Consider the following 23,476-nt stretch of genomic DNA (forward strand, 5'->3'; position numbering starts at 1 on the left):
TCAGGCCTCTCCCGCCAGCCAGAATGTATCCGGCATGTAGACCCCGAGGTAGGAGGTCGGATCGAAACCGTAGAGCCCTTCCTTCGGAAGATTGCGCAGTCGAGAGGTGCACAGCACCGGCTGCAGGGTGGAGTTGACGAGGCCGATCGAAAACACCTGGTCGGTGTAGAGCGTCAGCATCGATGTCCACACCTTGGCGCGCTCGGGCATTTCTGCCGAACGACGCCATTGCCTGACGAGCTCGACCAGTTCCGCCGCCGCAGGCAGGTCCGGTGGCTCTCCCACCTGTCCATGCGAAATGTAATGCGCGCCCCAGACCGGCCACTGCAACTGATCGTCGGCGGTCGGCGCAAGCTGCTTGGGGTTCATGTCGGCTGTTGGTACGCCGTTGTCGATGCCGGACCACATCGACATCATGATCTCGCCGCCCATTGCGCGACTGCGGAAGACGTCGCGCTGCGAGGTGCGGATGAACAGCGCAATACCCACTTCGCGCCAATGGTCGGTGATCAACTCGAGCGCATCGGTCTCGATGATGCTTTCGCCGGCGGTCTCGACCACGATCTGTGCTGCGCGGCCATCCGGAAGGATACGGATTCCGTCGTCGCCGCGCTGCTCCAGGCCGACCTCGTCAAGCAGGGCTGCGGCCTTGGCCGGATCGTAGGCGGCCCAGGCGTCGGCAAAACTCTGCTGGAAGAGGGGGCTTTCCGGCAAAATGGTATCGGCGCTTTCCCGGCCGAGGCCGTAGAACACCGCCTTGTTGATCTCTTCCCGGTTGATTGCGAGGGAAAGCGCCCTGCGCATGCGCACGTCCTGCAGCAGCTTTCTCCAGGTCGGGTCGCCCGCGTTGAGGTTCGGCAGCAGCGCCAGTCGCGAACCTTGCGTGCGTTTCCAGAGCTGCACTTTCAGTGGATAGCGCTTTTCGGCGTCCTTCAGGAACGTGTAGTCGGCAAAATCCAGTCCGACGCTCTGCAGGTCGCTGTCGCCGGCCCCGCTCTTGGCGGGGATGATCGACGACGAGCTGACGTTCAGGATGAACTTGTCGATATACGGCAATTGCAGGCCGTTTTCGTCGACGCGGTGGAAGAACGGATTGCGCTCGAAGACGAACTGGTCCGCAGGTGGCTTGGTCATGTTTTGCCAGGGGTCGAGCGTCGGCAGTTCTGGATTTTCAGGCCGGTACTGGCGCGACATGCGAATGTGCAGCGCGGTCCATTTCTTGGCCTTGTTCTTCTTCATCAGTTTCTCGAGTTCATCGGGATCCTGATACTTTTTGTGAAACTGCTTGAGGTAGGCGGCAGGCAGCACGAGGCCCAACGGCTGGGCTGCTGCGAGACTGGGCAGGAAGTCGGGGTTGGCGCCTTCCCACGAGAAGCGGACGGTCAGCGTGTCGAGGATCTCGAAAAGGGGAGCGTTTCCGTCGACCATCATGGAGGTTGGTAGTCCGCCTGACGACAGGTCTTCGTTCATCAGGACGTCTTCGAAGCAGTAGCGGAAATCCTCGGACGTGAGCAAGCTGCCGTCGGACCACTTGTGGCCTTCGCGAATCTTGAAGGTGAAGACGCGATCGCCGACGGCTTCAAAGCTTTCCAGAATGTCGGCGTGCAGTCCCAGTTTTTCGTCAAAGCCAACGAGCCGGGCATAGCCGTTGATCGTCATCAGCCTGATGTCTTTCTGGCTGCCGATCAAGGTGCGCACCTCGCCGCCATACGTTCCGGGCTCCCGTCCCATGGCGCCGACATTCACCAGCCGCGGCACTTTGGGAAGTCGCTCGGCCATGGGAGGCAGGCTCTTGTCGTCCAGCCTTGGCTGCAGAAAGGTCGGCTCCATGCCGGCGGCGCGTGCCGTCACCGGAACCAATGCAGATGCAATAACGCCTAATGCAGTTCGCCTGTTCATCATGACCGTAACTCCCTGGCATCGGCGGTTCGTCGCGCAAGGACGAAATGTCCGCCACCGAGATCGGCTGGTTCCATGGCATTTTCGACGCCATCGTCGCGAAATTGCGGGCCCCATGCCCGCGTATCGGATGCTCCACTGGCTTGCAGCGTCTTGAAGTCGAGAGGTCGGTCGAGGTCGGGAAAGGGCACGGCTGCAAGCAGTGAACGCGTGTAGGGGTGGACCGGCTTGCGCAGCAGGATTTCGCGTGGCGCAAGCTCGACGATGCGTCCGCCGCACATGACTGCGATACGGTCCGCCATGTAGTCCACCACTGCGAGATTGTGCGAGATGAATAGATAAGTCAGTCCCAGTTTCTTCTGCAAGTCCTTGAGAAGGTTCAATATCTGGGCCTGAACGGAAACGTCGAGCGCCGAGACTGGCTCGTCGCAGATGATGAGATCGGGGCCGAGTGCGAGGGCGCGCGCGATGCCGATGCGCTGCCGCTGGCCGCCGGAAAAGCTATGCGGGTAGCGGTTCAGGTAGCGCTTGTCGAGGCCGATCGCCTGCATCAGCGACTTCACTTTTTCGAGCCGGTAGGTAGCGTCTCCGCGATCGTGGATTTCCAGCGGCTCGCTCAGGATATTCTGGATCGTCATGCGCGGCGACAGCGACGAGACGGGGTCCTGGAATACCATCTGGATCTTGGTGCGCAGCGCTCGCAGTTCGGATCCCTCCGCCGCCAGCACGTCCATGGGGCCATCGGCCCCGTTATAGATAACCGACCCGGCTTCCGGCGTCAGCGCCCGCATCAGGATCTTGCTCACGGTGGTCTTGCCGCAACCGGATTCGCCGACCAGTCCCAGGCACTCACCGCGCTTTATGTCGAAGCTGACCCCGTCGACGGCGCGAACCTGATGCTTCTGGCCGCCAAACCAGCTTGAGCTGCGGGTAGTGAATGTCTTGGTGAGATCCTTCACGGACAGCAGGACATCCGTTCGTCCGGCTTGCGGCGCGCGACGCGTGTCGAGAAGATTCTCAACATTCACAGGCACTTCGCGAAGCGCCTTCAAGCGCTCCCCGGGTTTCATGTCAAAATGTGGAACGGCCGCCATCAAACCTTTCAGATAGGGATGGCTGGGCTTGCGAAAGATCGCCTCCACCGGGCCGGCTTCCATGATCTCGCCGTGATAGATCACAACCACTTCGTCGGCGACATTGGCCACCACGCCCAGATCGTGAGTGATCAGAAGCATGGCCATGTTCAGCTTGGTCTGCAGGTCGCGCAGCAATTGCAGGATCTGGGCCTGGATCGTCACGTCGAGTGCAGTCGTCGGCTCGTCGGCGATCAGCAGGGCGGGGCGGCAGATCAACGCCATGGCGATCATGGCGCGCTGGCGCAGCCCGCCCGAAAGTTCGAAGGAATATTTGTCGTAAGCCTGCCTGGGATTGGGGAAGCCGACAAGCCCCAGCATTTCTTCCGTGCGTTCCCGCCGTTCGGTAGCGGACATGTCGGTGTGGATCAGCAGGACCTCGCTGATCTGGTTGCCGATCGTGTGGAGCGGCGACAGCGACGTCATCGGTTCCTGGAAGATCTTGCCGATGCGGCGCCCTCGCAGTGACCTTATCTCCTGGCCGTCGCGGGGCATTTCCAGGATATCGGCAGTTTTTCCCGGGGTTTCGGGATCGGAAAACAGGATGCGGCCGCGCACATTGGCAGTTTTGGGAAGTATTCCCATGACGGCTTGGCTGATGACCGATTTGCCCGAACCGGATTCACCAACAAGTGCGGTTACCTTGCCTGGCAAAACCCGAAGATTGGCGCGCTTGACCGCATGAATCGGCCCGCCGACAATGGCGAAGGATATGCCAAGATCTTCGATCCTCAACAGATCAGCGCTAGAATCCATTCCTGTCCATTTCCCCCCGACCAGGCTTGCAAGATACAGAACCTTGCCTAGTCGGTAGCAGACTATCGTACAGTCGCTAGCCTGCCTAGACTGTCTTCATTGGTAGGAAGGATGAGTTCGGGAAGGCGGTTCGATACCTAGTCGGCGGGGCAAGGACCATCGTGCAGAACATCGGCGCAATTGGGTGAGCGCCGGAAGTCGTCGTAATACATCGTCCAGTCTGTCGTGTGCGCCGCCCGATAGGGACCGAACTTGAAATACTGGTTCTTCCCGAGACCAGGATCGGCATGACCGATGCGGCCCTTTACCGTCACGATCGGCTTGCCGTTGGCAAAGAGCTCGACATGACCCGATCCGTCCGGACCTGGCTTGGTGAACACCACGAAGTCGATCCAGCCTGAATTTGGAGCCGGCAGCTTGTTGCCGTGGTCGGTCACGCTGATTGCATCCGTACAGGCGCCGTAGAGGTCGCCATCCTCCGGCAGCCAGGCCGCATCAGTGGCCACCAGTGCCCGCATCTGGTTGGTTTCCGGCCTGAACCACACGGGCGTTCCGCTGGCGCAACCGCCAGCGCTGGCGGCCTGGACGGTCGGCGATACGTAGTTGGTTTCGACAGTTGCGAACAGTTTTCCCTGCCTTAGCCGCAAGGCGAGAAACGGGCTGAAATCTCCATCGGCGCCAGCGTCGATCTCCCGCTTCCACTGGGCAATCAGATAGCGATGGTCGTCATCGGGAATCGGGTCGCCGAACTTGACTGCGAAGCCGTACCAGACGCCTTCATCATAGGGCACGCGCAGATCGGTCTTTTCCCAGATTTCCGCGCGCTCGCTGCACGACGTCTTGCTTGCCGGACAAAGCGGCTTGACGCTGAGTTTGAGCGCGCCGCCGCCGTTGCGCACGACTTCCTTCTGGAACTCGACGATGCCGGCGCTTTGCTCGAAATTTTCCTTGTAGTAGAGCCCGCCGCTTTCTGAAAAACCTGGGCCATCGAAGCCATCCACCAGAACCTGCGAACCGCCCCCTGCTTCAGCGGGAACGGCCAGACAGAACGCAGCAGCCAGGCTCGCCATCCGGATGCCCCCGTTCGTCATTGGATTTTCTTCTGATCTTCAGGGGGCAACTGGATTCTCCGGGTGTCGCGATGCAGCAGGATGACCTGTTCCGCATCGGACATCCGATCGTAGCTGGGTTCCAGCCCGCCGTCTTCCTCGTAGGTGCCGACATCCGACATATCGGGGGAAAGAACGGTCAACTTGTGTCGGACGCCGGCCAGCTTTTCCTCGCCGAGCGTTGCCCAGTTGCCGTTGCAGTAGGATGCAAAATCCTTGCTGGCGATCAGCCGCTGCGGATATTTCTTGGTTAGGAGCTGCAGCCTCTGCACTTCGTTGACGGCGGAGCCGAAGGCCGAAAACGTCAGCCGGTCGGTCAGCCCGACATTGCCGAACATCACGTTGCCGACATGAAGCCCGATGCCGTAGCCGATCTCGGGCAGGCGTTGCTTGCGGCGATGCTTGTTGAGTTCGGACATTCTGGCGGCGGCCTTGAAGGCGGCGTTCAAGGCAGCTTGGCAGGCCACTTCAGACGGCCCGTGATGTCGCTCGCACGGATAGACGGCGAGAAAGCCGTCGCCGAGGAAGCTCAGGATCTGGCCACCGGAACGATTGAATGGCGCGGCGATCGCATCGAAGAACTGGTTCAACGTGTCGATATAAACCTCGCGGCCGGATGTTTCGGCCAGTTTTGTCGAACCGCGCATGTCGGCCATGACGAGTGCAGCACGGATCGTGTCGCCTTCGCCGCGCTTGATCTGGCCATTGAGCACGCGCTTACCCGCATCGCCACCGAGATAGGTGGTCAGCATGTTGTCGGCCAGCTTGTTGAGAACGGCCATTTTGGTTGCGACAGCCAGATTGCGCTGGATGTGCAGCAGGGCGGCGATCATGTCGTCGGAGAACCCTATTGGACTATCGGTCGTCCACGATCCGATCATCCCTTGGCTGGAGTTGGCGCCGAAGGACTGGACGAATGCTATGTAATCGGTGGCGCCAAGCGGCTTCAGGTCGTCGAAGATGGGAAACTCCGACGGCAGGCCGGGGTCGATGCGGCGGCGCAGAAACTCGAGATCGTTCGAAAGCAGGTAGTAATAAGGGCTGTTCAGGAATCGATCCGAAGAGTAGCCGGTTTTCTTGCGGAACCCCTCGACCTGCATGCCGCGCCCCCGCTCCCAGGTGAAGCTGAGCGCATCATAGAGCGGGTGCAGCATGGAGAAGCTGAGATGCACGCGGATAAGCGGCAGGCCTGCCGCGGCGAGCCGTTCACAGAAGCCGTGGACCATCTGTTCGAGATTGTCACCGGCGAGCGAGGATTTGGTCAGCCAGTCGCTAACCTTGTCCATGAGAATAGTGGAGACTTCGGTTTGCACTGCTTTCATGATCTTTCAGGGTCGCTTCGAGCGGGAGGGCGTTCGAAAACGAGGTCTGCTCCTTTTGGTGTACGACGAAACAAAACCCCCTTGATCACATAGCCGGCGAGGCTGCCGAACTTAGCGAAACTGGGGCCGGGAAGGAAGCCGGCGAACAGCCGCCCGAACTTCCAGGTGGCCCATGCCGTCTTGAGGCGTCGGCGCAGGCGATTACCTTTGAGGGTCTTTTCATAGAGCTGCGGGTGGACCGCGATTTGCAGCCCACGAACCCGATAGCGGCGCAGTTTGGCAATCTCGTCGGCAATGGCGAATTCATAGCCCTCGATATCGATCTTGACGAAGACCTCCGAACCTTCGGTCTGGCGCATGATTTCGTCGATGCTGATACCGCGCACCGTGGCGCATTCGCCGTCGCCGATGTCGAGCACGCTGGTTTCGGAACTGCCGAAACCCTCCACCGCGTTTATGGCGACGCTACAGTCGCAGGCGAGCGCCCCGTCAAGTATCGTAACGTTGGGCGCGGTACCGGAGATCGCTTTCAGGATGCCCACGCATTTCGGATCCGGCTCCACCGCAATCACGGATTTCGCAAGTTGCGCCGACCACATCGGCGTGACGCCTATCCAGGCGCCGATATCGATGCACACGGTGTTGCGATCAAGATTGCGTGAAAGAGTTTCGAAGGTTCGCGCTTCCCAGGCTCCGCTGGAGAGCTTGCGATAGAATTTCTGGTACTCAGGCAGGTTCGCCAGCCTGACGGTGTGGCCGGCATAGCTGACATCGACGGTCTTCATGGGTTGGGCTTTGGGCAATTAATGACCTGTGAAGTTTGGAACGACCATGAACTCGCTACTGGAATTCCGAAATTCGATTGAACGCCCGAAGCAAGGCGCCAAGCGCCTGCTTTTTCTCGCAAAAAGGGTGGCACGCCACAACGGCGAATCCCGAATGCCAACCGTCACAGAGCACATATGGTGTCGTTGGGGCGCCTGCAAGAAGATGCTGCGCCCGGCTGGGTTCAGGCTGCAGCCTTGGCCTTGGCCTTCATCTTCGCCGCCGCCATCGCATAGCCGCCAGCCGCGCCGTCGACGAAATGCACGTGGTCACGCTGCATGGGCGAGGCAACGATGCAGGTCATCAGCGCAGAATCCTGGCGGTGTACGCCAAAGGTGCACACTCCCGCCTGCTCGGCCTGCATCAGGCGTGCCTCGATCTTTTCGACGGTTGCCGGCCCGACATCGATGGTCATTTTCAGCCCATCGTCGAACTTCCTGAAATCCGAGTTTTCGGCGACGTCGCGTTTGTATTGTTTGGGGTCGAAGCGCCCGATCGTCCAGCCGAATTTGTCGGTGATCTTCGTGAGAGCCATTTGCCCCAGGATAAAGAGCCGCGGCCATATCCGGTGTCCTTTGGGCGCAATGGCGCGGACTTCGGCGTCGAGCCCGCGTGGCGGGAAGCTGTAGTCGGGTCCGTCGCGCGGCACCGGGTGGCCGGCGCGTTCTTCTTCACCAGCGAGCGCGACGACGTCTGCGACCACCTGCCTGAATGCAGCGATGTTGTTGGAGCCGGACGATACGGCGATGATCGAAACGATTTCCCCGTGCCGTGCTTCGATAGGGTTCCAGCGGCAGGAAAGCCCGGTCAGATCCGGCCTTGTTCCGGCGGGAGCGGGGTCGATCCCGTAGCGGCCGGCTTTCATTTCGGCTTCTGCCCAGCTTGAGCCGCCGCCGGCGAACATTGCGTAGGAGACCTCTTCCGAGGCCTGGAACCGGGCAACGCGCACATCGAGCCCTTTGGCGCGGATGTCCGCCATCGGCACGATCGCCGCACGCATTGTCAGCCCGAGTTCTTCGGCAACCCATGCCTGAACCGCCGCCAGAGCCTCGCGCGTCCTTTCACGCAATCCGTCGGGAAAGGCGACAAGTGCCCCGTCGCCGCCGAATACGAACGGAAGGTCGCGCCGATCCAGCGTGTTGAGGAGGGCTGAGATTACGCTGGCGCCGGCCATGTTCACGGTTTTGTATCGGCCGGCTTCGATCGCCTTCGTGGAACCGACGATATCAGCGGTCGCCAATTGCCAGTTGTCCGGCAAAGGCCGGTAATTCGCCGCGTCCGTCACGCCCTCAAATTGCGTGAAGATCGGCACGGCATCAAAAAATGTATCCCTGTCGGCGATTTTATCCATTGCTTACAACTAGCACATTTCCGTTTTCCGGTGACCATTCGAAGCAGACACGAAATTGACTCGCCCGGAATTTCAGACGATAGGCTCGCGCCGATGCGAATTGCCTTTTACGCGCCAATGAAATCGCCAAATCATCCGGTTCCGTCGGGCGACCGCCTGATGGCACGGCTGCTGATCAAGGCGCTTGAACATGCCGGCCATGAGGTGACCGTAGCGTCCGAACTGCGTAGTTTCGCCTCCAAACCGCAGGCCGAGCACTATGCAGCCGTGCTGGAAGGAGCCGACGGTGAAATATCGAGGCTGTCGACGCTGTGGGCTTCGAAGGGCAAGCCCGATCTCTGGTTCTGCTATCACCCTTATTACAAGGCGCCCGATCTGATCGGGCCGAAACTGGCGTCCGCTTTTGAGATCCCATACGTGACAGCCGAAGCATCTTATTCCACGCGGCGCAATATCGGTGTCTGGGTCGAGACGCAGGCATCGGTCGAAGAGGCCGTGAAGATCGCCGCACTCAACATCTGCTTTACGCACAGGGACCGTGACGGCCTGGCAGAGGTCGTGCCCGATGCGACATTCGCCATGCTGCCACCTTTCATCGACACGTCGGTCTTCGCGGCGTCGCCGCATTCCGGATCGACGGGGCTAGTTGCGGTGGCGATGATGCGCCCAGGCGACAAGCTTGACAGCTACAGGATGTTGGCGCGTGCGCTTGAACGAATTCCGGAGGTTCCGTGGACGCTTGCAATAGTCGGGGATGGGCCTTGCCGCGCGGAAGTCGAAGCGGCATTCGCCGCGTTGCCGGCCGGTCGTATCGAATGGCTCGGCAAGAAGGAGCCCGACGAGGTTCCGGAATTGTTGAGCAAAGCGGGCATCTATGTGTGGCCGGGGTGTGGGGAAGCTTACGGATTGGCCTATCTTGAGGCCCAGGCGGCCGGTCTGCCTGTCGTGGCGCAGAATACCGCCGGCGTGCCCGAAGTCGTGCAGAGTGGCAAAACGGGAATTCTGACGCCTCCCGGTGATGTGAATGCTTTTGCCGGCGCAATTGCTGGGCTGCTGAGCGACGCTGGTAAAAGGCGGGCGATGGGGCAGGCGGCTCGCAACTTCGTCATGCTGGAGCGCTCGCTCGATGCGGCGGCGGCTCGGCTCGGCACGATGCTTCCGGCCGGGGCGGTTGTCCGATGAGCGAGAGCCAAATCTGGCAGCCGCTGTTGTATGAACTCGCGCGTTGGGAACGGGCGGGACGCAAGGCGGATTTCTGGCTGCGCGACGACGACGCGGTAGAGCCAACCACAGCGCTCGACCGCCTGCTCGCCCTCACCGAAAAATACGGCGTGCCGGCTACGCTGGCGGTAATTCCGGCGTTCACCGGCGCAGACCTTGTTGAGCGGCTCGCCGACGCGCCGCACGTGACTGTCGCCGTTCATGGCTGGTCGCATGAGAACCATGCCGCAGCCGGTGAGAAAAAGCAGGAGCTCGGGCGGCATCGCGACCGGGATATCGTGCTCGACGAGTTGAGCCAAGGGTTGGCTCATATGGGGCGTTTGCATGGGCCGCGCTTGGTGCCATTGTTGGTTGCGCCATGGAACCGCATCGACTCCGCTCTGATAGCTGGCCTCGTGCCGATCGGTTTTGAAGCACTCTCGGTTTTTGGGGCCTCAAAACCGGCAGCCCTGCAGATGGTCAACAGCAATGTCGATCTGATGGATTGGCATGGCACGGGCGGTTGCCGCGATCATGGAGCGCTGGTCGGCGACATCGTTGCCCAGCTTTCCCGGTCTCTCGATGGTGGCGATGCAGTGGGGATACTCACCCATCACCTGGTGCACGACGAGGCGGCGTGGCTGTTTCTAGCGCGCCTTTTCGAGATAACCGTAGGTCATTCGTCCTGCCGATGGCGCGGGGTGCGCGAATTGATCGCGAGAACGCGCTGATCAGCGCTTGCGCGCTGCATGAGGCTGGATATCCAGCGTCTGGCCGTCGCGGGCGGCAAAACTGCCGGCGAAGGCCCGGATAGCCTGCTGCTCGATCGCCTCGATCTGAGCGTCGGTGCGGGCAGGGTCGTGGTGAAACAGCGCAAGCTGCCGTGCGTTTGCCGCCTCGCAAAGCTTGATGCCCTGCTGCCAGGTCGAGTGCCCGTAACCACGGTATTTCTTCATTTCTTCTTCGGTGTAGGTGCAGTCGTATATGACCAGATCAGCATTTTCGATCAGCCCGAGAATTGCTGTGTCGAGCGTGCCGGGCACATGTTCGGTGTCGGTGATCACCGCCACTGCCCGTCCGCCCCATTCGATCCGATAACCTATGCAGCCGCCGGGATGGTTGAGGCTGGCGGTTTTGATGACGACACCCTCACGCGGACGAAGCACGTCGCCCGAGACAAAATCAACCGTATCGAGGTTGGCCTTGCAGATTTCCAGCTTCACCGGAAACCATGGCGGCCGCATGAACTCGCTGGCCATCTCGCGCGTCGTCATCCGCCCGGCGAGATGTCCCGACCAGAGTCGGACCTGTGTTTTCGGATCGTAGAATGGGTGGAAGAACGGCAGCCCGAGGATGTGGTCGTAATGGCAGTGGGTGAAGAACACGTCGAAATCTTTTATTCCCGCCGCCTTCAGCGCGTCGCCGGCAGGGCGTATGCCGGAGCCCGCATCGAAGAACAAGGTGTGCGGTCCGCAGCGCAGCTCGATGCAGGCGGTGTTGCCGCCGTAGCGAATGAATTGCGGGCCGGACACCGGCACGCTGCCACGTACTCCCCAGAAGCGGACCCGGAATAGATCTTCGTCCATCATGTCCATCTGCGGCGATCCCCAACAGCCACTATCGCAGCCATCCTGCCGCGACTAGACGAGACACGTATTTGACGCGTTTTTCAACCATCTAGGAATCGACGCAGCGGTAACCCTACTGAGCTCAGTGCTTGCTGTTGCGCGCATCAGCCAGTTCGGCGGTGGTGTGGCTCAGCCTGTCGGCCAACACGCGGACGATCTCGATGGTCATTTCCGGAAACTCCTTCAGCAGCCGCAGGAAATGATCTTTGCGGATGCGCAAAGCCTCGAGCTGACCCGCCGCCCGCACCGTCGCGGTGCGGGAAACATCGCACAGGATGGCGATCTCGCCGACAATGGAATTGGGTTCGAGTTCGGCGACCTTGATCTGGCCGGTCTCGGAATCGACCAGAATATCGGCGGTTCCGGATAGTATGACATAGGCTGCGTCGCCCTCGTCGCCCTGGTTGAAGAGGATCTGGCCGGGGCTGTAGCTGACGCGATCCGATGTGAAGGCAAGCAGCTTGAGCTTGGCCGGCTCCACGCCTGAGAACAGCGGAACCCGCCGGAGCATTCCCACTTCGTCCTTGAGAAGCATCATCGCACAACCTCGCCCCAAGCCCCATTTAAGGGAATACTATGACAGTAACCCCTTAAAGATACCGTTTCTTTCTAAAAGTGTCTCGTGTGTTCCGTCTTCGACCAGTTCGCCCGAATTGAAGACGACGACGCGGTCGAAAAGTTTCGCCATCGCCGGATTGGTCAGCACCCAGATGATCGCCGGAGAGCGGTCGCCACGTTTCGCTTCCTCCAGCACATTGCGCAGGATCTGATCCTGCAAACGTTGGTCGAGAGCCGATAGCGGCCGGTTGAAGATGAGGAAGTCCGCGCGTTTCAGCAGGGCGCGCGCAACGTCCAGTTTCTGGCGCTGCGCGCCAGTGAGGCGCCTGCCGCCGACGCCGACGTTGAAGCCGAGGCCGACATCGAGCACGTCGTCGTAAAGACCAAGCTCGTCGAGGATCTCGTTGACGATCGCCCGGATGCGTTCGGGGCCGTCCGGATGGTTGTGGCCGATCCTGCCGAACAGAACATTGTCCATGACGGTGGCCGCGGCGGTGTAGCGCATCGGATCGTAAGGTTCGATGGCGCCCTGCAAATCTTCCGGCAGGTTCTCGTAGAAGCTTTCGCGAGCAGTGACGATTTTTTCCATCAGGTCGTCGCTGAGCAGGCCGAAGCGATGCCGCGGCTCGATATAAGCGAAGCTCAAGGTGGTCATCGACGCGCGGTCCGCTTCCGACACCGTGTCGTAGGGCTTGCCCTTCAGCTTTTGCAGGAGCGATTGATAGGCCGGTATTTCTTCTGCGGTCATGAAGGCGAGCTGCTGGAAGAAAGGATGGTCGGGCGGCAGGTCGCTGAACAGCTCGATGGCTTGCTCGGCGATTTCAAGTCCCATGCCGTAGAGCACCTGATCCAACCCTTGGTCCCTGAGCACCGATGCGAAATAAGGGTTCGTTGCCAGTGCCTTGTCCGCAAGTGCTGGACCGGTCGCCGCGCCAAACAGCAGGTTTTCGCCGATGGTCGCTTCCCTGTTGTAGGCGCCGGGTTCGAAGGAGACCACCAGTCCGGTGAGGCCCTTCTCCTCAAGCCGGTTGCGCAATGCTTCGCGAAGCTCGACGATGCGGTCGACGAGCTGCTGGTGGCGTTGCAGGTCGGCGGATGTGCGCAGGCCGAGATCCAGGATATCGCGCGACAGCACCACGGCGTCGAGTATGTGGCGAATGACGCCGAACAGGTCGTTCGGACCGGTGGCGCCTGCCGCGGCGTAGTCGACCCAGTCGCTGTTCAGATCATAGTCTGGATTGCCGGCCTTGCGCGCTTCGTCGATTTCCCAGTTGCGCTGCTTTGCCCTTTCGCCTTCGTAGGATACCGCCGTTAGGGGCACGTGCTTCAGACCGTAGAGCAGGTTGTCGCGGAGGCTTCCCTGCGAAAGGTATGTATCGGACGAGGCATAGGATATCCGCCGCCCGGTCACGGCCTCGGGCATTTCGAGCAAGTCGGCGTCGCCGATCGTGATCTTTCCGTTCTCCGGCCAGTTCAGTCTGGAAAACGCTTCGGCGAGTGCCTCGCCACCGCCGTTCGCGGTTGTAACGATCGCCACGGTCTCGCCGCACTTGACCTGGAAGGACACGCGCTCGAGCAATGTCGCGCCACTGTCGTCGACTATCGACAGGTTCACCGCGGACAGTGGGCCGGTCAACGGGCCGACCGGCTCCAGGTTGATGGCCTGGACCTTGGGGTCGACGAGCCGATCGATGCTGAACTGCTCCACGACCTGAGCGTATTTAACCTGCACGTCCTGGCGCGCCTGATCCCAGTCGATCAGTTCTTTCATCGGTCCAGGCAGGTCTTTGTACGCTGCGATCACCGCGACCAGCTGCCCGACATCAAGGCGTCCGCGCAGGGCCAGATAGCCGCCGATGAGGTAGAACAGAAACGGCGTCACCTGGGCGAGGAAGTTGTTGATGAACTTTACCAGGAACTTCCACTGGTAGAGATCGTAGCGGATTTTGAAGATGCGGCCGAGGCGCGAAGCGATGTCGGCGCGCTCGTAGTTCGACGTGTCGTGGACGTGAATCGTGCCAATGCCGTCGACGATTTCACCCACCCGGCCGGACAGTTCACGCGCCGTAAGCTGCCTTTCGCGGCCAAGACGGATCAGCCGCCTGCGCATCCGCGGGATGAGGACGAGCTGAACCCCGACGATCGCCGCCGCAATGAGACCGAGCCAGAAATTCTGGATGATGATGAACACCAGAGCCGTCAGGGCCTGACCACCGAGCAAAGCCGGCTGCACGAAAGCATCGCCGATGAAGCCGCCCAGCGGTTCCACCTCGTCCTTCACCATGGTTGCGACTTCAGCGGATTTCACGCGCCTGAACTGAAAAGGCGGAAAGCGCAGAACGCGGTCGACCAGCTCGAAGCGGATACGCCGCAACATGCGTTCGCCGAGACGGCCCTTGTAGGTGTTGATGTAGAATTTGAAGAGACCGTTGATGACGACCAGCAGCAGGAAGACCAGGCTCAGCGCGAATAGTGTTTGTTCCCGCTCAAGCTGGAATCCCGAAAACAGCTGAACGTGTCCGATGAACGGTAGGTTGAAACCAAGCTCCATGAAGGTCTTGGTGGCGCCGGGCGACTCGAAGCCGTCTCCCTGTATCGGCCCGTTGACGATCAGCTTGGGCAGATCGAAGGACATGAAATAGGGGATCATCGACAGCCCGACGATCATCAGAATCCAGAGCTGGTGTTTCCAGGTGTGGGTCCAGATATAGCGGGCGAGACTTGCTTCCATGAGCGGCGGCGAACCAATCAACCTGCGGGATGCAAAACATAAAAACGCCTTTTCGCATAAGGTGAAGCGGCAATTGCTTCATCATCGAGAAAAAGCTCGAAACTGCAATGGACCCGCACCGTCGGCCGGCTGACGATCTCCGGCACTTGCGAGGATGCCCGTTCGAGTTCCGGGGCGTAGTCGATCACCACGGTGCTGGCGTTGTCGATCAGCGAGAAAAGCAGTTGTCCCAGCGGCTCGCGGCGGCCGAACGGCTTCAGCGAATAACCGAGCAGAACCAGCCCGTAGCTGCGCGGGGCGTAGTCGTAGGTGATTTCCTGGAACTTCCTCGCAACGTGCCGGACGCGGCAAGGCCGGCCGTTCAGCTCCTCGGCTTCGTAGGGCACGGTCTTCGGGTCGACCGACAGAACCGACAGGGGCGTGTGGGTGAGGTAATTGGTGATCGGCTGCAAATACCCGCCGATTTCCAGGACATGCGGACAGTTGCGAAGGAAATGAGCGGCGACGACCTGGCGTATCACGGCCGCAGGCCCCGACAGATGCGACAGTCCTTCCCCCGTGCCCGCCGGCGACGCGGCGGTTTCAAGCATCTTCAGGTCCATCGGATCAGATTGCGTTGTGTTACCAAGAATCTCAACATACAACACGGCCATGATGGACGCTACCCAGCCAGACGACCCGGGCGCCGACTGGCGCGAGCATGCTTTTGATCTCACACGCGGAATCGCTGCTTATACCGATAATCCCCTGGTTGCCGGCCTTGCCCGCATCATTGCCAACCACCCGAACGCCGATATCGGCAACGCCTTCAATCACAAGCAGGTCGCCTGCAAGATGTGGGCGCGCGACAAACTGCTCGAAAGCGGCGATGGGAGCTTCAGGCGCATCTGGATTCTCGGTGGCTGGTATGGCGTGCTCGCTGCGATGTTTTTTGACGACTCCCGGTTCGACATCGAGGCGATCGACAGCATCGACATCGATCCTGCGGTAGCGGCGGTGGCCGAAACGTTGAATCGGCCGGCGGGAGAGCGGTTCCACGCGCTGACCGCGGATATGTATGCGCTCGACTACGGCGCAGCCCGGCCGGATCTCGTCATCAATACCAGTTGCGAGCACATCGCCGATGTTCGCGGTTGGCTCGACCTGCTGCCAAAAGGAACACAGGTCCTGCTCCAATCGAACGATTATTTCAGCGAACCGACGCACATCAACTGTGTGGCCTCGCTTGAGGCTTTCGAGCAGCTGGCAGGACTCGCGGAGTTGCGGTTCTCAGGATCGCTGCCGATGAAGAAATACACCCGTTTCATGCTGATCGGGATGGTTTGATCGTCAGATTGCTCGATTTCAGCAGTTTGCGCAGCACTTTCGCCGAACCCTTCGCACCATCGAGGTCGAGGGCAGGGGTATCGGGAGAGGCCGCGGTGAGGGCGCGTTCGACGGCCTGGGCAAGGGCCGGCGGCGTCAGGTCCCGTTCGGTCAACACCGATGCAAGCCTCATGCGCTCCAGTCTCTCCGCGCGAAAGGTCTGTTCTGTCTCTCCGCCCGCAGCGAAAGGGACGAGCAGCGAGCGGCAGCGGGCGCGAAGAACGTCGCAGACGGTGTTGTAGCCGGCTTGCGAAACCGAAAGACGGCAGCCGGTCAAAAGGCTGGCGAAATCCACACGGAACCTGGAGATGGTGAGGTTTGAGGGCGCCCCCGCAACAGCTGCCTCGAAGTCGGGTTTCGGCAGGTTGGGGCCGGTGATCAGGCACCATTTCAGATTGCCGGCCAGCATACCTGCGGCAGCGAGTGCCGATGCGACCAAATCCCCGCCGGCAGCGCCGCCGCCAGCCGAAACCAGGACATCGAAGTGTTCGCTCGTCACGGCGGGTGGCGGAGCCGCGACAAGGCCAGTATAGGCGACCTTGCTTTCGATTACCCGGGCGAGCGGGAAGGTCTGGCCGATCGTGGCAAAAGACGGGTCGCCATGGACCATGACGAGGTCGAAGAAGTTTTCGACAAGGTCGACTGTTTCTTCGTTGCGGCCGGGTTTTGTGCGTTCCTGCAGGATGTCTCGCACCGAAGCCACCAGTAGCGGCTTTGGCGCCAGCGCGGCAACTTTCTCGAGCAGCGGAATGAGCTCGAACCGCATCTGGCGGCGGCCGAATGGGAAGGCTTCGATAATAACGATGTCGGGCTGAAAATCGTCGACCGTCTGCAGCAGCATTTGCCGCCGCTTTTCCTTGAAGGCGTCGTCGACCGGGTTCCCGTTGAGATCCGTCAAGCCGGAAAACCCCTCGTCGCCGGAGACCACCGGTGGCAACGTCAGCGTCTTCAGCCCCGGCGCTGGGAAGCCGGCAACAGGCGCGCCGCCGGTTACCACAAGAATGTCAAAGCCATCATCGGCAAGTGCGGTGGCAATCCGGCTGGCGCGCGCGAGATGTCCGATGCCGAGCAGATGCTGAACGTAGAACAACACGCGAGGCTGTATCACGCGGTATCCGCCTGCCATTCCCGCTCGAACAGGCTCTTCAGCTGGACGATGCTTGAATTGTGGTCGAAATGATCGCGCACCCGCCGCTCCGCAGCATCGCCGAGACGTTTGCGCAGCGATGGCTCGCGTATCGCGCGTTCCAGTGCCCGGGCGAGTGCCTGAGGATCTTCGGAAGCGACAACCAGGCCGTTTTCATCATGGGTCAGCAGTTCCGGCACGCCGGATACATTGGTCGAAACGCATACCAATTTCTGGCTCGCCGCCTCCACCAGCACGTTTGGCAGACCGTCGCGGTCGCCGTCGGCGGCAATCCGGCAGGCCAGCGCAAAAATATCCGACCGGCGGTAGTGTTCGAGCACGTCTTCCTGGGCCAGCGCGCCTTTCCATGAAACGCGCTGCGCAATGCCGAGGCTTTCTGCGAGGGCCTTGAGCCGGCTTAACTGTTCGCCTCCGCCAATATGTTCGAACCGCCAATGAAGATCGGCCGGCAGCAGGGCAAACGCCCGCAACAGCACATCGTAACCCTTTTTCTCAACCGCGCGACCGACGCTCAGCACGACAACCGGATCGGTTCCGAGAGACCCGTCGCGGGCTGGCCGCGTTCCTTCGAAATGGCCGAAGCGGGCGAGGTCCAACCCGTGATAGCTGAGATGTATATTGGAACCGCCGTTGGCCAGGCTTTTCAGATGGTCGTAGCCGGTGCGCGTGCATGTCACCATCCAGCGCGCGGAGGAAAGCTTGGCGGCGAGATCCCAGTCCTGCGAGGTCCAGATATCCTTGGCATGCGCCGAACAGGTCCAAGGAAGCCCGCGAAGCAGGCTCGTGTAACGAGTCACCGACGCCGGCGTATGGGCAAAGTGTGCATGCAGCCATTCGCCGTCCTCCGGCCATTCTCTTGCCAACACCAACGCTTGGCCGAAACGGCGGATGCGGTTACGTGTCGGGTCACGACGAAGGTCAGCAGCAAAAATCCGCAGAGTTTTCCAGAAACTGCCGTGCGGCAGCCAGGAAAGCAATGCGCGGCCAACCCGCGACGGCTCCTCATGCAGATATTCGGGGAGGTAGTGCACAGGCGCGCGGATTTCGTCATGTACGGGATGGCGCTTGCCGTCCGTCGGCCTCCTCAGCGCGACCAGCACCAACTCCATGCCGGCACGCTCCAGTCCCAGCAACTCCTGCGCGATGAAGGTTTCCGACAGACGCGGATAACCCTTCAGGACGACGACAATCTTGCGGCGGTTGGACAAGCTTCAGCTCGCGCCATCGACCACGGAGAGGTGAGGGTGGGTGCGCTGGTCGAGCCAGCCGCCGACGATCTCCGAAATGTTGACCAGTCCTGCCAGCCGCAGATCGGGATTGCTCTGCGAGGGGCGCGGCCGGTCGGGCAAGGCCCTTAACGCTGCCGCAAAGCGCGGCGCGTCGTCCGCTTCTTCCGGCAGCAGCATTTCGACCAGGCCGAGTTCGGCAGCGCGGCGTGCACGGATCAGCTGTTCCTCGCGCGGCTTGACGCGAGGCACGATCAGCGCTGGCTTGTCGAAGGAAAGAATCTCGCAATAGGTGTTGTAGCCGCCCATCGCGACCACCGCCTTGGCGCCGGCGATCAGCTCTTCCATGTGCGAATCAAACTCGATGATCTTGATCTGCGGTATTTTCCCGCCCTTTTTGATCAACTTGCGGCGCTTTTTGACCGGCATATAGGGGCCGAGCACGATCAGCGCCTTATGCTGCAGTTCCGGGTCCTGCTGGTAGGCGTGGATGACGTTGTGAATGAGTTCGGCGCCATCGCCGCCGCCGCCCGTGGTGACCAGAATGTAGTCGCCTTCCGGGCGGTGTCCCGGCATTTCGTCGTGGGAAAGGCTGCGCTGCAAAAAACCGACGAATTTCATCTTGGCGCTGACCTGGGCGGGTACATCGAGCCCGGTTAGCGGATCGTAGAAATCTGGTGGTCCATAGGCCCAGATCATGTCGTAGAAGCGACCGATCTTGCGCATCACGTCGCTCTTTTTCCACTCGGCTTCGAGCAGGTGCGGCGCATCCATGACTTCGCGCAGGCCGAGCACCAGGGTGGTGCCCCGCGTTTTCAGGTATGAAAGGGTTTCCTCCACCTCGCCGCGCAATCCGAGCGGCTCCTTGTCGACGATGAAAATGTCCGGCTGGAAGGTTTCGGCGGTATGGCGGATGATCGACTGCCGCATCTTCAGGGTTTCTTGCAGGTCGATATGCCGTTCAAGCGAAGTGTATTCGCCGTTGCGAAGCTTGATGACGCTGGGAATTTTGACGAAGTCGACGCGCGCCCTGTAGTCGAAGGCACCCGCGATCGTCGCACCGGAAATGATCAGCACATTGAGGCCGCCATAATCCTCGACCAGAGAGTGGGCGATGGTCCGGCATCGGCGCAGATGGCCGAGCCCGAACGTATCGTGGCTGTACATCAGGATTCGGGCATGTTCGAAGCGCCGCATCATGGTCAAATCAACCTTGGTTTCGCCGTCGGACCGTTTCCAGCCACATGCGATTTCGCACGATAAGAAAACATCCTGATGTCAGGACGGCTGCTTGGGGGAGCCGCCGCATTTTGCAGACCGGCTTTGCGCTTGAGGTATCATCCCAAGGGCATTGAATCTAAAATATAGTGCCGTCCCGGTCGTCATGCAGCAGGCTTTCCTGATAAGCGGGCGCCGTGTCAAGACGCCTCTGCAAGCCGATAACTTTAGCCGACGGCCGGCGGCCTGCCTAGACTGGTTTCCGCCGTTACCGTTACAGAACGCGGTCCTCGATGGACCATCGTGCCGCGAGAAAACTTATGACCGCCGCCACGACGAGCCCGGTGATCTTGGCGGGAAGGATGCCTATCAGCCCTCCGAGTGCGACGATGGCGCCGCTCGAAACGCCGAGCGTGATAATGGCGCCCAAGGTGAAGAACCGCAGGAAGGAACGGCCTTGCCGGAGATTTCCGGCGCGTTCGAACGACCAGCGAGAGTTGGCAAAGTAGGAAAAGCAGACGGCGCCGAACCAGCCCAGCAGATTTGCAAAAAGGGGTGCTGTGCCAAACCAGAGCAGCACGGAAAAAATGCAGAGGTCGATCAGGCTGTTGGCTACGCCGACAGCCCCGAATCGCACCATTTTCGAGACGAGCGAGCGTCCCGCCGGTCCGTCCGTCATTTGCGCTTTGCCGCGACCGGAGAGGCCATTTCGGACCGACCCGGCGCGCTTTCCAATCGGGAACTCTTGCCCTTGTCATCAGCCCAGCCGTACGTCTCGCGCACGACGTAAAGCGGCCGGTTGCGCACTTCCTGCGACATGCGCCCGATATATTCGCCCATGATGCCGAGCGACAGGAGGTTCAGTCCGCCGAGAAGCAGGACGGTAACCAGTGTGGATGCATAGCCCGGAACATCGATGCCCAAAATCGCTGTTTTGACGATCACGATCGCTGCGTAGACGAATGCGCAAAAACCGATCAGCAGGCCAAGATAGCTCCAGACCCGCAGCGGCGCCGTGGTGGAGCCGATCAGCCCGTCCAAGGCAAACCGGACCAGCCTGCGATATGGCCATTTGCTGTCACCGCCGGAGCGGCCGGCGCGGTCGTATTCGATGTCCACGTTGCGGTATCCGACCCAGGAATACAGCGCCTTGGTGAAACGCGACCCTTCCGACAATTCGTTCAATGTATCGACCACCGCACGGTCGAGCAGCCGGAAGTCGCCGACATCCGCCTTGATCGGAATATCGGCTATCTTGTTATAGAGCTTGTAGAAAAGCCGTGCGGTAAAACGTTTGATTGCGGTGTCCGTGTCGCGGCGGCGCCTGATCGCGTTGACGATTTCGGCGCCCTCGAGCCACTTCTCAACCATGCGGGGCACCACTTCGGGCGGATCCTGCAGGTCGACATCCATCGGGATGACCGCATCGCCGGTCGCGTGGCGGAAGCCTGCGGCAAGCGCTGCCTCCTTGCCGAAATTTCGCGAGAAACGCACCAGCTTGATATTCGGGTTGACGCGAGCCTCGGCAAGGATAGCCGGGCGGGTCGCGTCGGCGCTGCCGTCGTCAATGAAGATGATCTCGTAGCTGCCGGATTTGAGCTGGTCGCGGCAAACCTTCTCAAGCACCGGTACGCAATCCTTGACGAACCGCGCTATCGTATCCTGTTCGTTTAGAACCGGAACAATGATCGAAACTATCAAATTTTCGCGCAAAAGCGCACCTCGAACGGTTCACCGGAAGCTGGGATAGGCTATTAGCGGTATGTCGCTCGCCATGACAAGCTTAACGGCCGGAGATGATGCGAGATAGTGGCAGGGCTTGAGCCCGAGCCGAAGAGGGTCGAGATGAGTATCCAGCCGCGGGCACAAGAAGCCTTCGAGCCACTGCCGGAAGACGCAGGCCAGATCGGAGGCGAGTTTTCGCTGTTTCGCGAACTGCCGCAGTCGGTGGAGGTCAACAAGCTGCGCAAGCGGCTGCTGCGGCTGGCGCGCGAGGCGATGGACAACTTCGCCATGGTGCGCCCCGGTGATCGCTGGCTGGTGGCGCTGTCGGGCGGCAAGGATTCTTATGGGCTGCTGGCGATCCTGCTCGACCTCAAATGGCGCGGCTTTCTGCCGGTCGATCTCCTGGCCTGCAATCTCGATCAGGGCCAGCCGAACTTCCCCAAGCATATTTTGCCCGATTTCCTGAACAGACACGGCATTGCCCACCGCATCGAATACCGGGACACCTATTCGATTGTTACCGACAAGATCGGCGAAGGCAGAACCTACTGCTCCTTGTGTTCGCGGCTGCGGCGCGGCCATCTCTATCGCATCGCGCGGGAGGAGGGCTGTTCGTCGCTGGTGCTCGGCCACCACAGGGAGGATATCCTGGAGACGTTCTTCATGAACCTCTTTCATGGCGGGAGGCTTTCCGCAATGCCGCCAAAGCTGCTGAACGACGAGGGCGATGTGATGGTGCTGAGGCCGCTCAGTTATTGCGCCGAAGCGGATCTGGCGAAATTTGCCGGCATCATGCAGTTCCCGATCATTCCCTGCGATCTTTGCGGCAGCCAGGAAGGGCTGCAGCGCAATGCGATGAAGGCGATGCTCGAGGACATCGAGCAGCGCATGCCCGGCCGCAAGGACACGATGATCCGCGCGCTGGGCAATGTACGGGCCTCTCAGCTTCTCGACCGAAGCCTGTTCGATTTCGTGGGGCTGAGCCCGGAGTAGCAGCCTCAGTTCGTCGGATTGCTGTGCGGTTGAAACAGCTTCCCCCGCTCCGCATAGAGCACGATCAGCAGGCCCAGCACCGATACTGCGCAGTACCCGGCGGTGAGGGGCGTGATCGTACCATCGAACGCCTGGCCGATGCCCGCGCCGATTGCGCCGCCTCCAACCGTCTGCGTAAAGCCGATGACGGATGAAGCCGTGCCCGCGACGTGGCCGAGTGGCTCCATGGCGATCGAATTGAAGTTCGAGCCGATCCAGCCGAATTGCAGCATTGCCAGCGTGAAGAGGCCGACGAAAATCGGCAATGGCACCGGACCGAGCAGGGACAGTCCGAACATGACGCAGTTCACCGCCGCAAAACCCACCAGCGCGCCATGCGACAGCCGCCGCATGCCGAAGCGGCCGACAAGCCGCGAATTGATGAACGACGACACCGCCATCATGCTGGCGACCGCCGCGAAGAGTACCGGAAACCAGACGCCTAGCCCGTAGATGCCGACGTAGATTTGTTGCGCGGAATTGATGAACCCGAACAGGGCGCCAAAAACGATCGTCGTCGCCAGCGTGTAGCAAAGCGATGTTCGGTTGGTCAGCACGATGCCGAAGCCACCCACAATTGATCTCAATGTGAAGGCACGGCGATATTCCGGGTGCAGCGTTTCGGGCAACCTCACCGCTGTCCAGATCGTAACCGCCAGCGCGATCGCCGCCATGAAGATGAAGATCACGTGCCATTCGGCAAAAAGCATCACCAGCTGCCCGATGCCCGGCGCCACCACCGGAATGACCATGAAGACCATGAAGACCAGCGACATGATCTCGGCCATCGCGCGGCCGCCAAAAACGTCGCGGATGACGGAGACGGCAATGACGCGGGTTGCCGCGGCGCCGATGCCCTGTACGAAACGCAGCACCAGCAGTGTCGCGAATGTCGGTGCGAAGGAAGCGCTAAAGGCGGCGACCACATAGATCGCCAGCCCAATCAGCAGTGGCGCCCGGCGGCCGAATCGGTCCGAGATCGGCCCATAAGCCAGCTGCGCCAGCCCGAAGCCCGAAATGTAAGCGGTGATGACATACTGGCGATGGTTCTCGTTCTCGACGCCCAGACTGGCGCCGATCTGCTGGAGGCCGGGCAGCATGATGTCGATCGCCAGCGCGTTCAGCGCCATCAGCGCCGCAGCCAACGCGATGAACTCCCACCGGGGGAGCGTCATCACCGGATTCGTCGTGTCGGGAGAGGTCTTCTGGTCCATCGCCCTGCTTACGGTCGCTGCCAAAACAAAACGCGCC

General features: G+C 60.7%; 20 protein-coding genes. 4 read left to right on the forward strand and 16 right to left on the reverse strand.

What is annotated here, in order from left to right; genetic code table 11:
- The 6 genes from F3H98_RS11485 to F3H98_RS11510 all read right to left on the reverse strand — a co-directional run bounded on the left by F3H98_RS11485 (position 1) and on the right by F3H98_RS11510 (position 8,395).
- Entirely contained in the window at positions 1-1,902 is a 1,902-nt protein-coding gene (locus tag F3H98_RS11485) for an ABC transporter substrate-binding protein (RefSeq protein WP_149760272.1), read from the reverse strand.
- Positions 1,899-3,788 carry an ABC transporter ATP-binding protein gene (locus tag F3H98_RS11490; protein WP_149760273.1) on the reverse strand — a complete coding sequence of 630 codons (1,890 nt, stop codon included), beginning with the start codon at positions 3,786-3,788 and terminating at the stop codon, positions 1,899-1,901. The genes F3H98_RS11485 and F3H98_RS11490 overlap by 4 nt, the downstream gene beginning before the upstream one ends.
- A 137-nt stretch (positions 3,789-3,925) precedes the next feature.
- On the reverse strand, positions 3,926-4,879 hold the full coding sequence (locus F3H98_RS11495; RefSeq protein WP_425294832.1) for a polysaccharide lyase family 20 protein: 954 nt from the start codon (positions 4,877-4,879) through the stop codon (positions 3,926-3,928).
- Positions 4,876-6,219 (reverse strand): adenylate/guanylate cyclase domain-containing protein, encoded by a 1,344-nt coding sequence (locus F3H98_RS11500; RefSeq protein ID WP_149760274.1) that lies wholly within the window; start codon positions 6,217-6,219, stop codon positions 4,876-4,878. The genes F3H98_RS11495 and F3H98_RS11500 overlap by 4 nt, the downstream gene beginning before the upstream one ends.
- Positions 6,216-7,004: an FkbM family methyltransferase gene (locus F3H98_RS11505; RefSeq protein ID WP_149760275.1), complete on the reverse strand. Its 789-nt coding sequence runs from the start codon at positions 7,002-7,004 to the stop codon at positions 6,216-6,218. Before F3H98_RS11505 ends, F3H98_RS11500 begins: the two co-directional genes overlap by 4 nt.
- A 224-nt stretch (positions 7,005-7,228) precedes the next feature.
- The gene (locus F3H98_RS11510) at positions 7,229-8,395 is read right to left on the reverse strand and encodes a DUF3095 domain-containing protein (RefSeq protein ID WP_149760276.1); all 1,167 of its coding nucleotides are present in this window, start codon (positions 8,393-8,395) and stop codon (positions 7,229-7,231) included.
- A 93-nt stretch (positions 8,396-8,488) separates the two neighbouring features.
- Between F3H98_RS11510 and F3H98_RS11515 the strand changes: the two genes are divergently transcribed.
- Positions 8,489-9,577, forward strand: coding sequence for a glycosyltransferase family 4 protein (locus tag F3H98_RS11515; RefSeq protein ID WP_149760277.1), 1,089 nt, complete (start codon positions 8,489-8,491; stop codon positions 9,575-9,577).
- Positions 9,574-10,326 carry a polysaccharide deacetylase family protein gene (locus F3H98_RS11520; RefSeq protein ID WP_149760278.1) on the forward strand — a complete coding sequence of 251 codons (753 nt, stop codon included), beginning with the start codon at positions 9,574-9,576 and terminating at the stop codon, positions 10,324-10,326. Before F3H98_RS11515 ends, F3H98_RS11520 begins: the two co-directional genes overlap by 4 nt.
- Here the strand turns inward: F3H98_RS11520 and F3H98_RS11525 are convergent, their stop codons facing one another.
- The 4 genes from F3H98_RS11525 to F3H98_RS11540 form a co-directional block, all read right to left on the reverse strand.
- Entirely contained in the window at positions 10,327-11,181 is an 855-nt protein-coding gene (locus F3H98_RS11525; protein WP_149760357.1) for an MBL fold metallo-hydrolase, read from the reverse strand.
- A gap of 124 nt (positions 11,182-11,305) precedes the next feature.
- On the reverse strand, positions 11,306-11,758 hold the full coding sequence (locus tag F3H98_RS11530) for a cyclic nucleotide-binding domain-containing protein (protein WP_149760358.1): 453 nt from the start codon (positions 11,756-11,758) through the stop codon (positions 11,306-11,308).
- A 39-nt stretch (positions 11,759-11,797) separates the two neighbouring features.
- Positions 11,798-14,512, reverse strand: a complete 2,715-nt coding sequence (locus F3H98_RS11535; RefSeq protein WP_149760279.1) for an ABC transporter ATP-binding protein — start codon at positions 14,510-14,512, stop codon at positions 11,798-11,800.
- Between the two features lie 17 nt (positions 14,513-14,529).
- Positions 14,530-15,102, reverse strand: a complete 573-nt coding sequence (locus tag F3H98_RS11540) for a hypothetical protein (protein ID WP_244621672.1) — start codon at positions 15,100-15,102, stop codon at positions 14,530-14,532.
- Between the two features lie 61 nt (positions 15,103-15,163).
- On the opposite strand from F3H98_RS11540, the gene F3H98_RS11545 reads away from it, so the two are divergent.
- Positions 15,164-15,838, forward strand: a complete 675-nt coding sequence (locus F3H98_RS11545) for a class I SAM-dependent methyltransferase (RefSeq protein WP_425294833.1) — start codon at positions 15,164-15,166, stop codon at positions 15,836-15,838.
- On the opposite strand, the gene F3H98_RS11550 is transcribed toward F3H98_RS11545, so the two are convergent.
- The 5 genes from F3H98_RS11550 to F3H98_RS11570 form a co-directional block, all read right to left on the reverse strand.
- A complete protein-coding gene (locus tag F3H98_RS11550) occupies positions 15,816-16,985 on the reverse strand; it encodes a glycosyltransferase family protein (RefSeq protein WP_244621673.1) in 1,170 nt (389 codons plus the stop codon). The genes F3H98_RS11545 and F3H98_RS11550 overlap by 23 nt on opposite strands.
- Entirely contained in the window at positions 16,982-18,232 is a 1,251-nt protein-coding gene (locus F3H98_RS11555) for a glycosyltransferase family 4 protein (protein ID WP_188130398.1), read from the reverse strand. Before F3H98_RS11555 ends, F3H98_RS11550 begins: the two co-directional genes overlap by 4 nt.
- 3 nt (positions 18,233-18,235) lie before the next feature.
- Positions 18,236-19,450, reverse strand: a complete 1,215-nt coding sequence (locus F3H98_RS11560; RefSeq protein ID WP_149760282.1) for a glycosyltransferase family protein — start codon at positions 19,448-19,450, stop codon at positions 18,236-18,238.
- Between the two features lie 292 nt (positions 19,451-19,742).
- Entirely contained in the window at positions 19,743-20,147 is a 405-nt protein-coding gene (locus F3H98_RS11565; RefSeq protein WP_149760283.1) for a GtrA family protein, read from the reverse strand.
- Complete coding sequence (locus tag F3H98_RS11570) at positions 20,144-21,181, reverse strand: glycosyltransferase family 2 protein (protein WP_210249674.1); 1,038 nt, start codon at positions 21,179-21,181, stop codon at positions 20,144-20,146. The genes F3H98_RS11565 and F3H98_RS11570 overlap by 4 nt, the downstream gene beginning before the upstream one ends.
- A 132-nt stretch (positions 21,182-21,313) precedes the next feature.
- On the opposite strand from F3H98_RS11570, the gene ttcA reads away from it, so the two are divergent.
- Complete coding sequence (gene ttcA / locus F3H98_RS11575; RefSeq protein WP_149760284.1) at positions 21,314-22,186, forward strand: tRNA 2-thiocytidine(32) synthetase TtcA; 873 nt, start codon at positions 21,314-21,316, stop codon at positions 22,184-22,186.
- A 5-nt stretch (positions 22,187-22,191) separates the two neighbouring features.
- Here ttcA and F3H98_RS11580 read toward each other — a convergent pair whose 3' ends face one another.
- Complete coding sequence (locus F3H98_RS11580) at positions 22,192-23,439, reverse strand: multidrug effflux MFS transporter (protein ID WP_149760285.1); 1,248 nt, start codon at positions 23,437-23,439, stop codon at positions 22,192-22,194.
- Positions 23,440-23,476: the final 37 nt, after the last annotated feature.

The sequence above is a fragment of the Neomesorhizobium albiziae genome, assembly GCF_900114255.1.
Classification (GTDB): domain Bacteria; phylum Pseudomonadota; class Alphaproteobacteria; order Rhizobiales; family Rhizobiaceae; genus Neomesorhizobium; species Neomesorhizobium albiziae.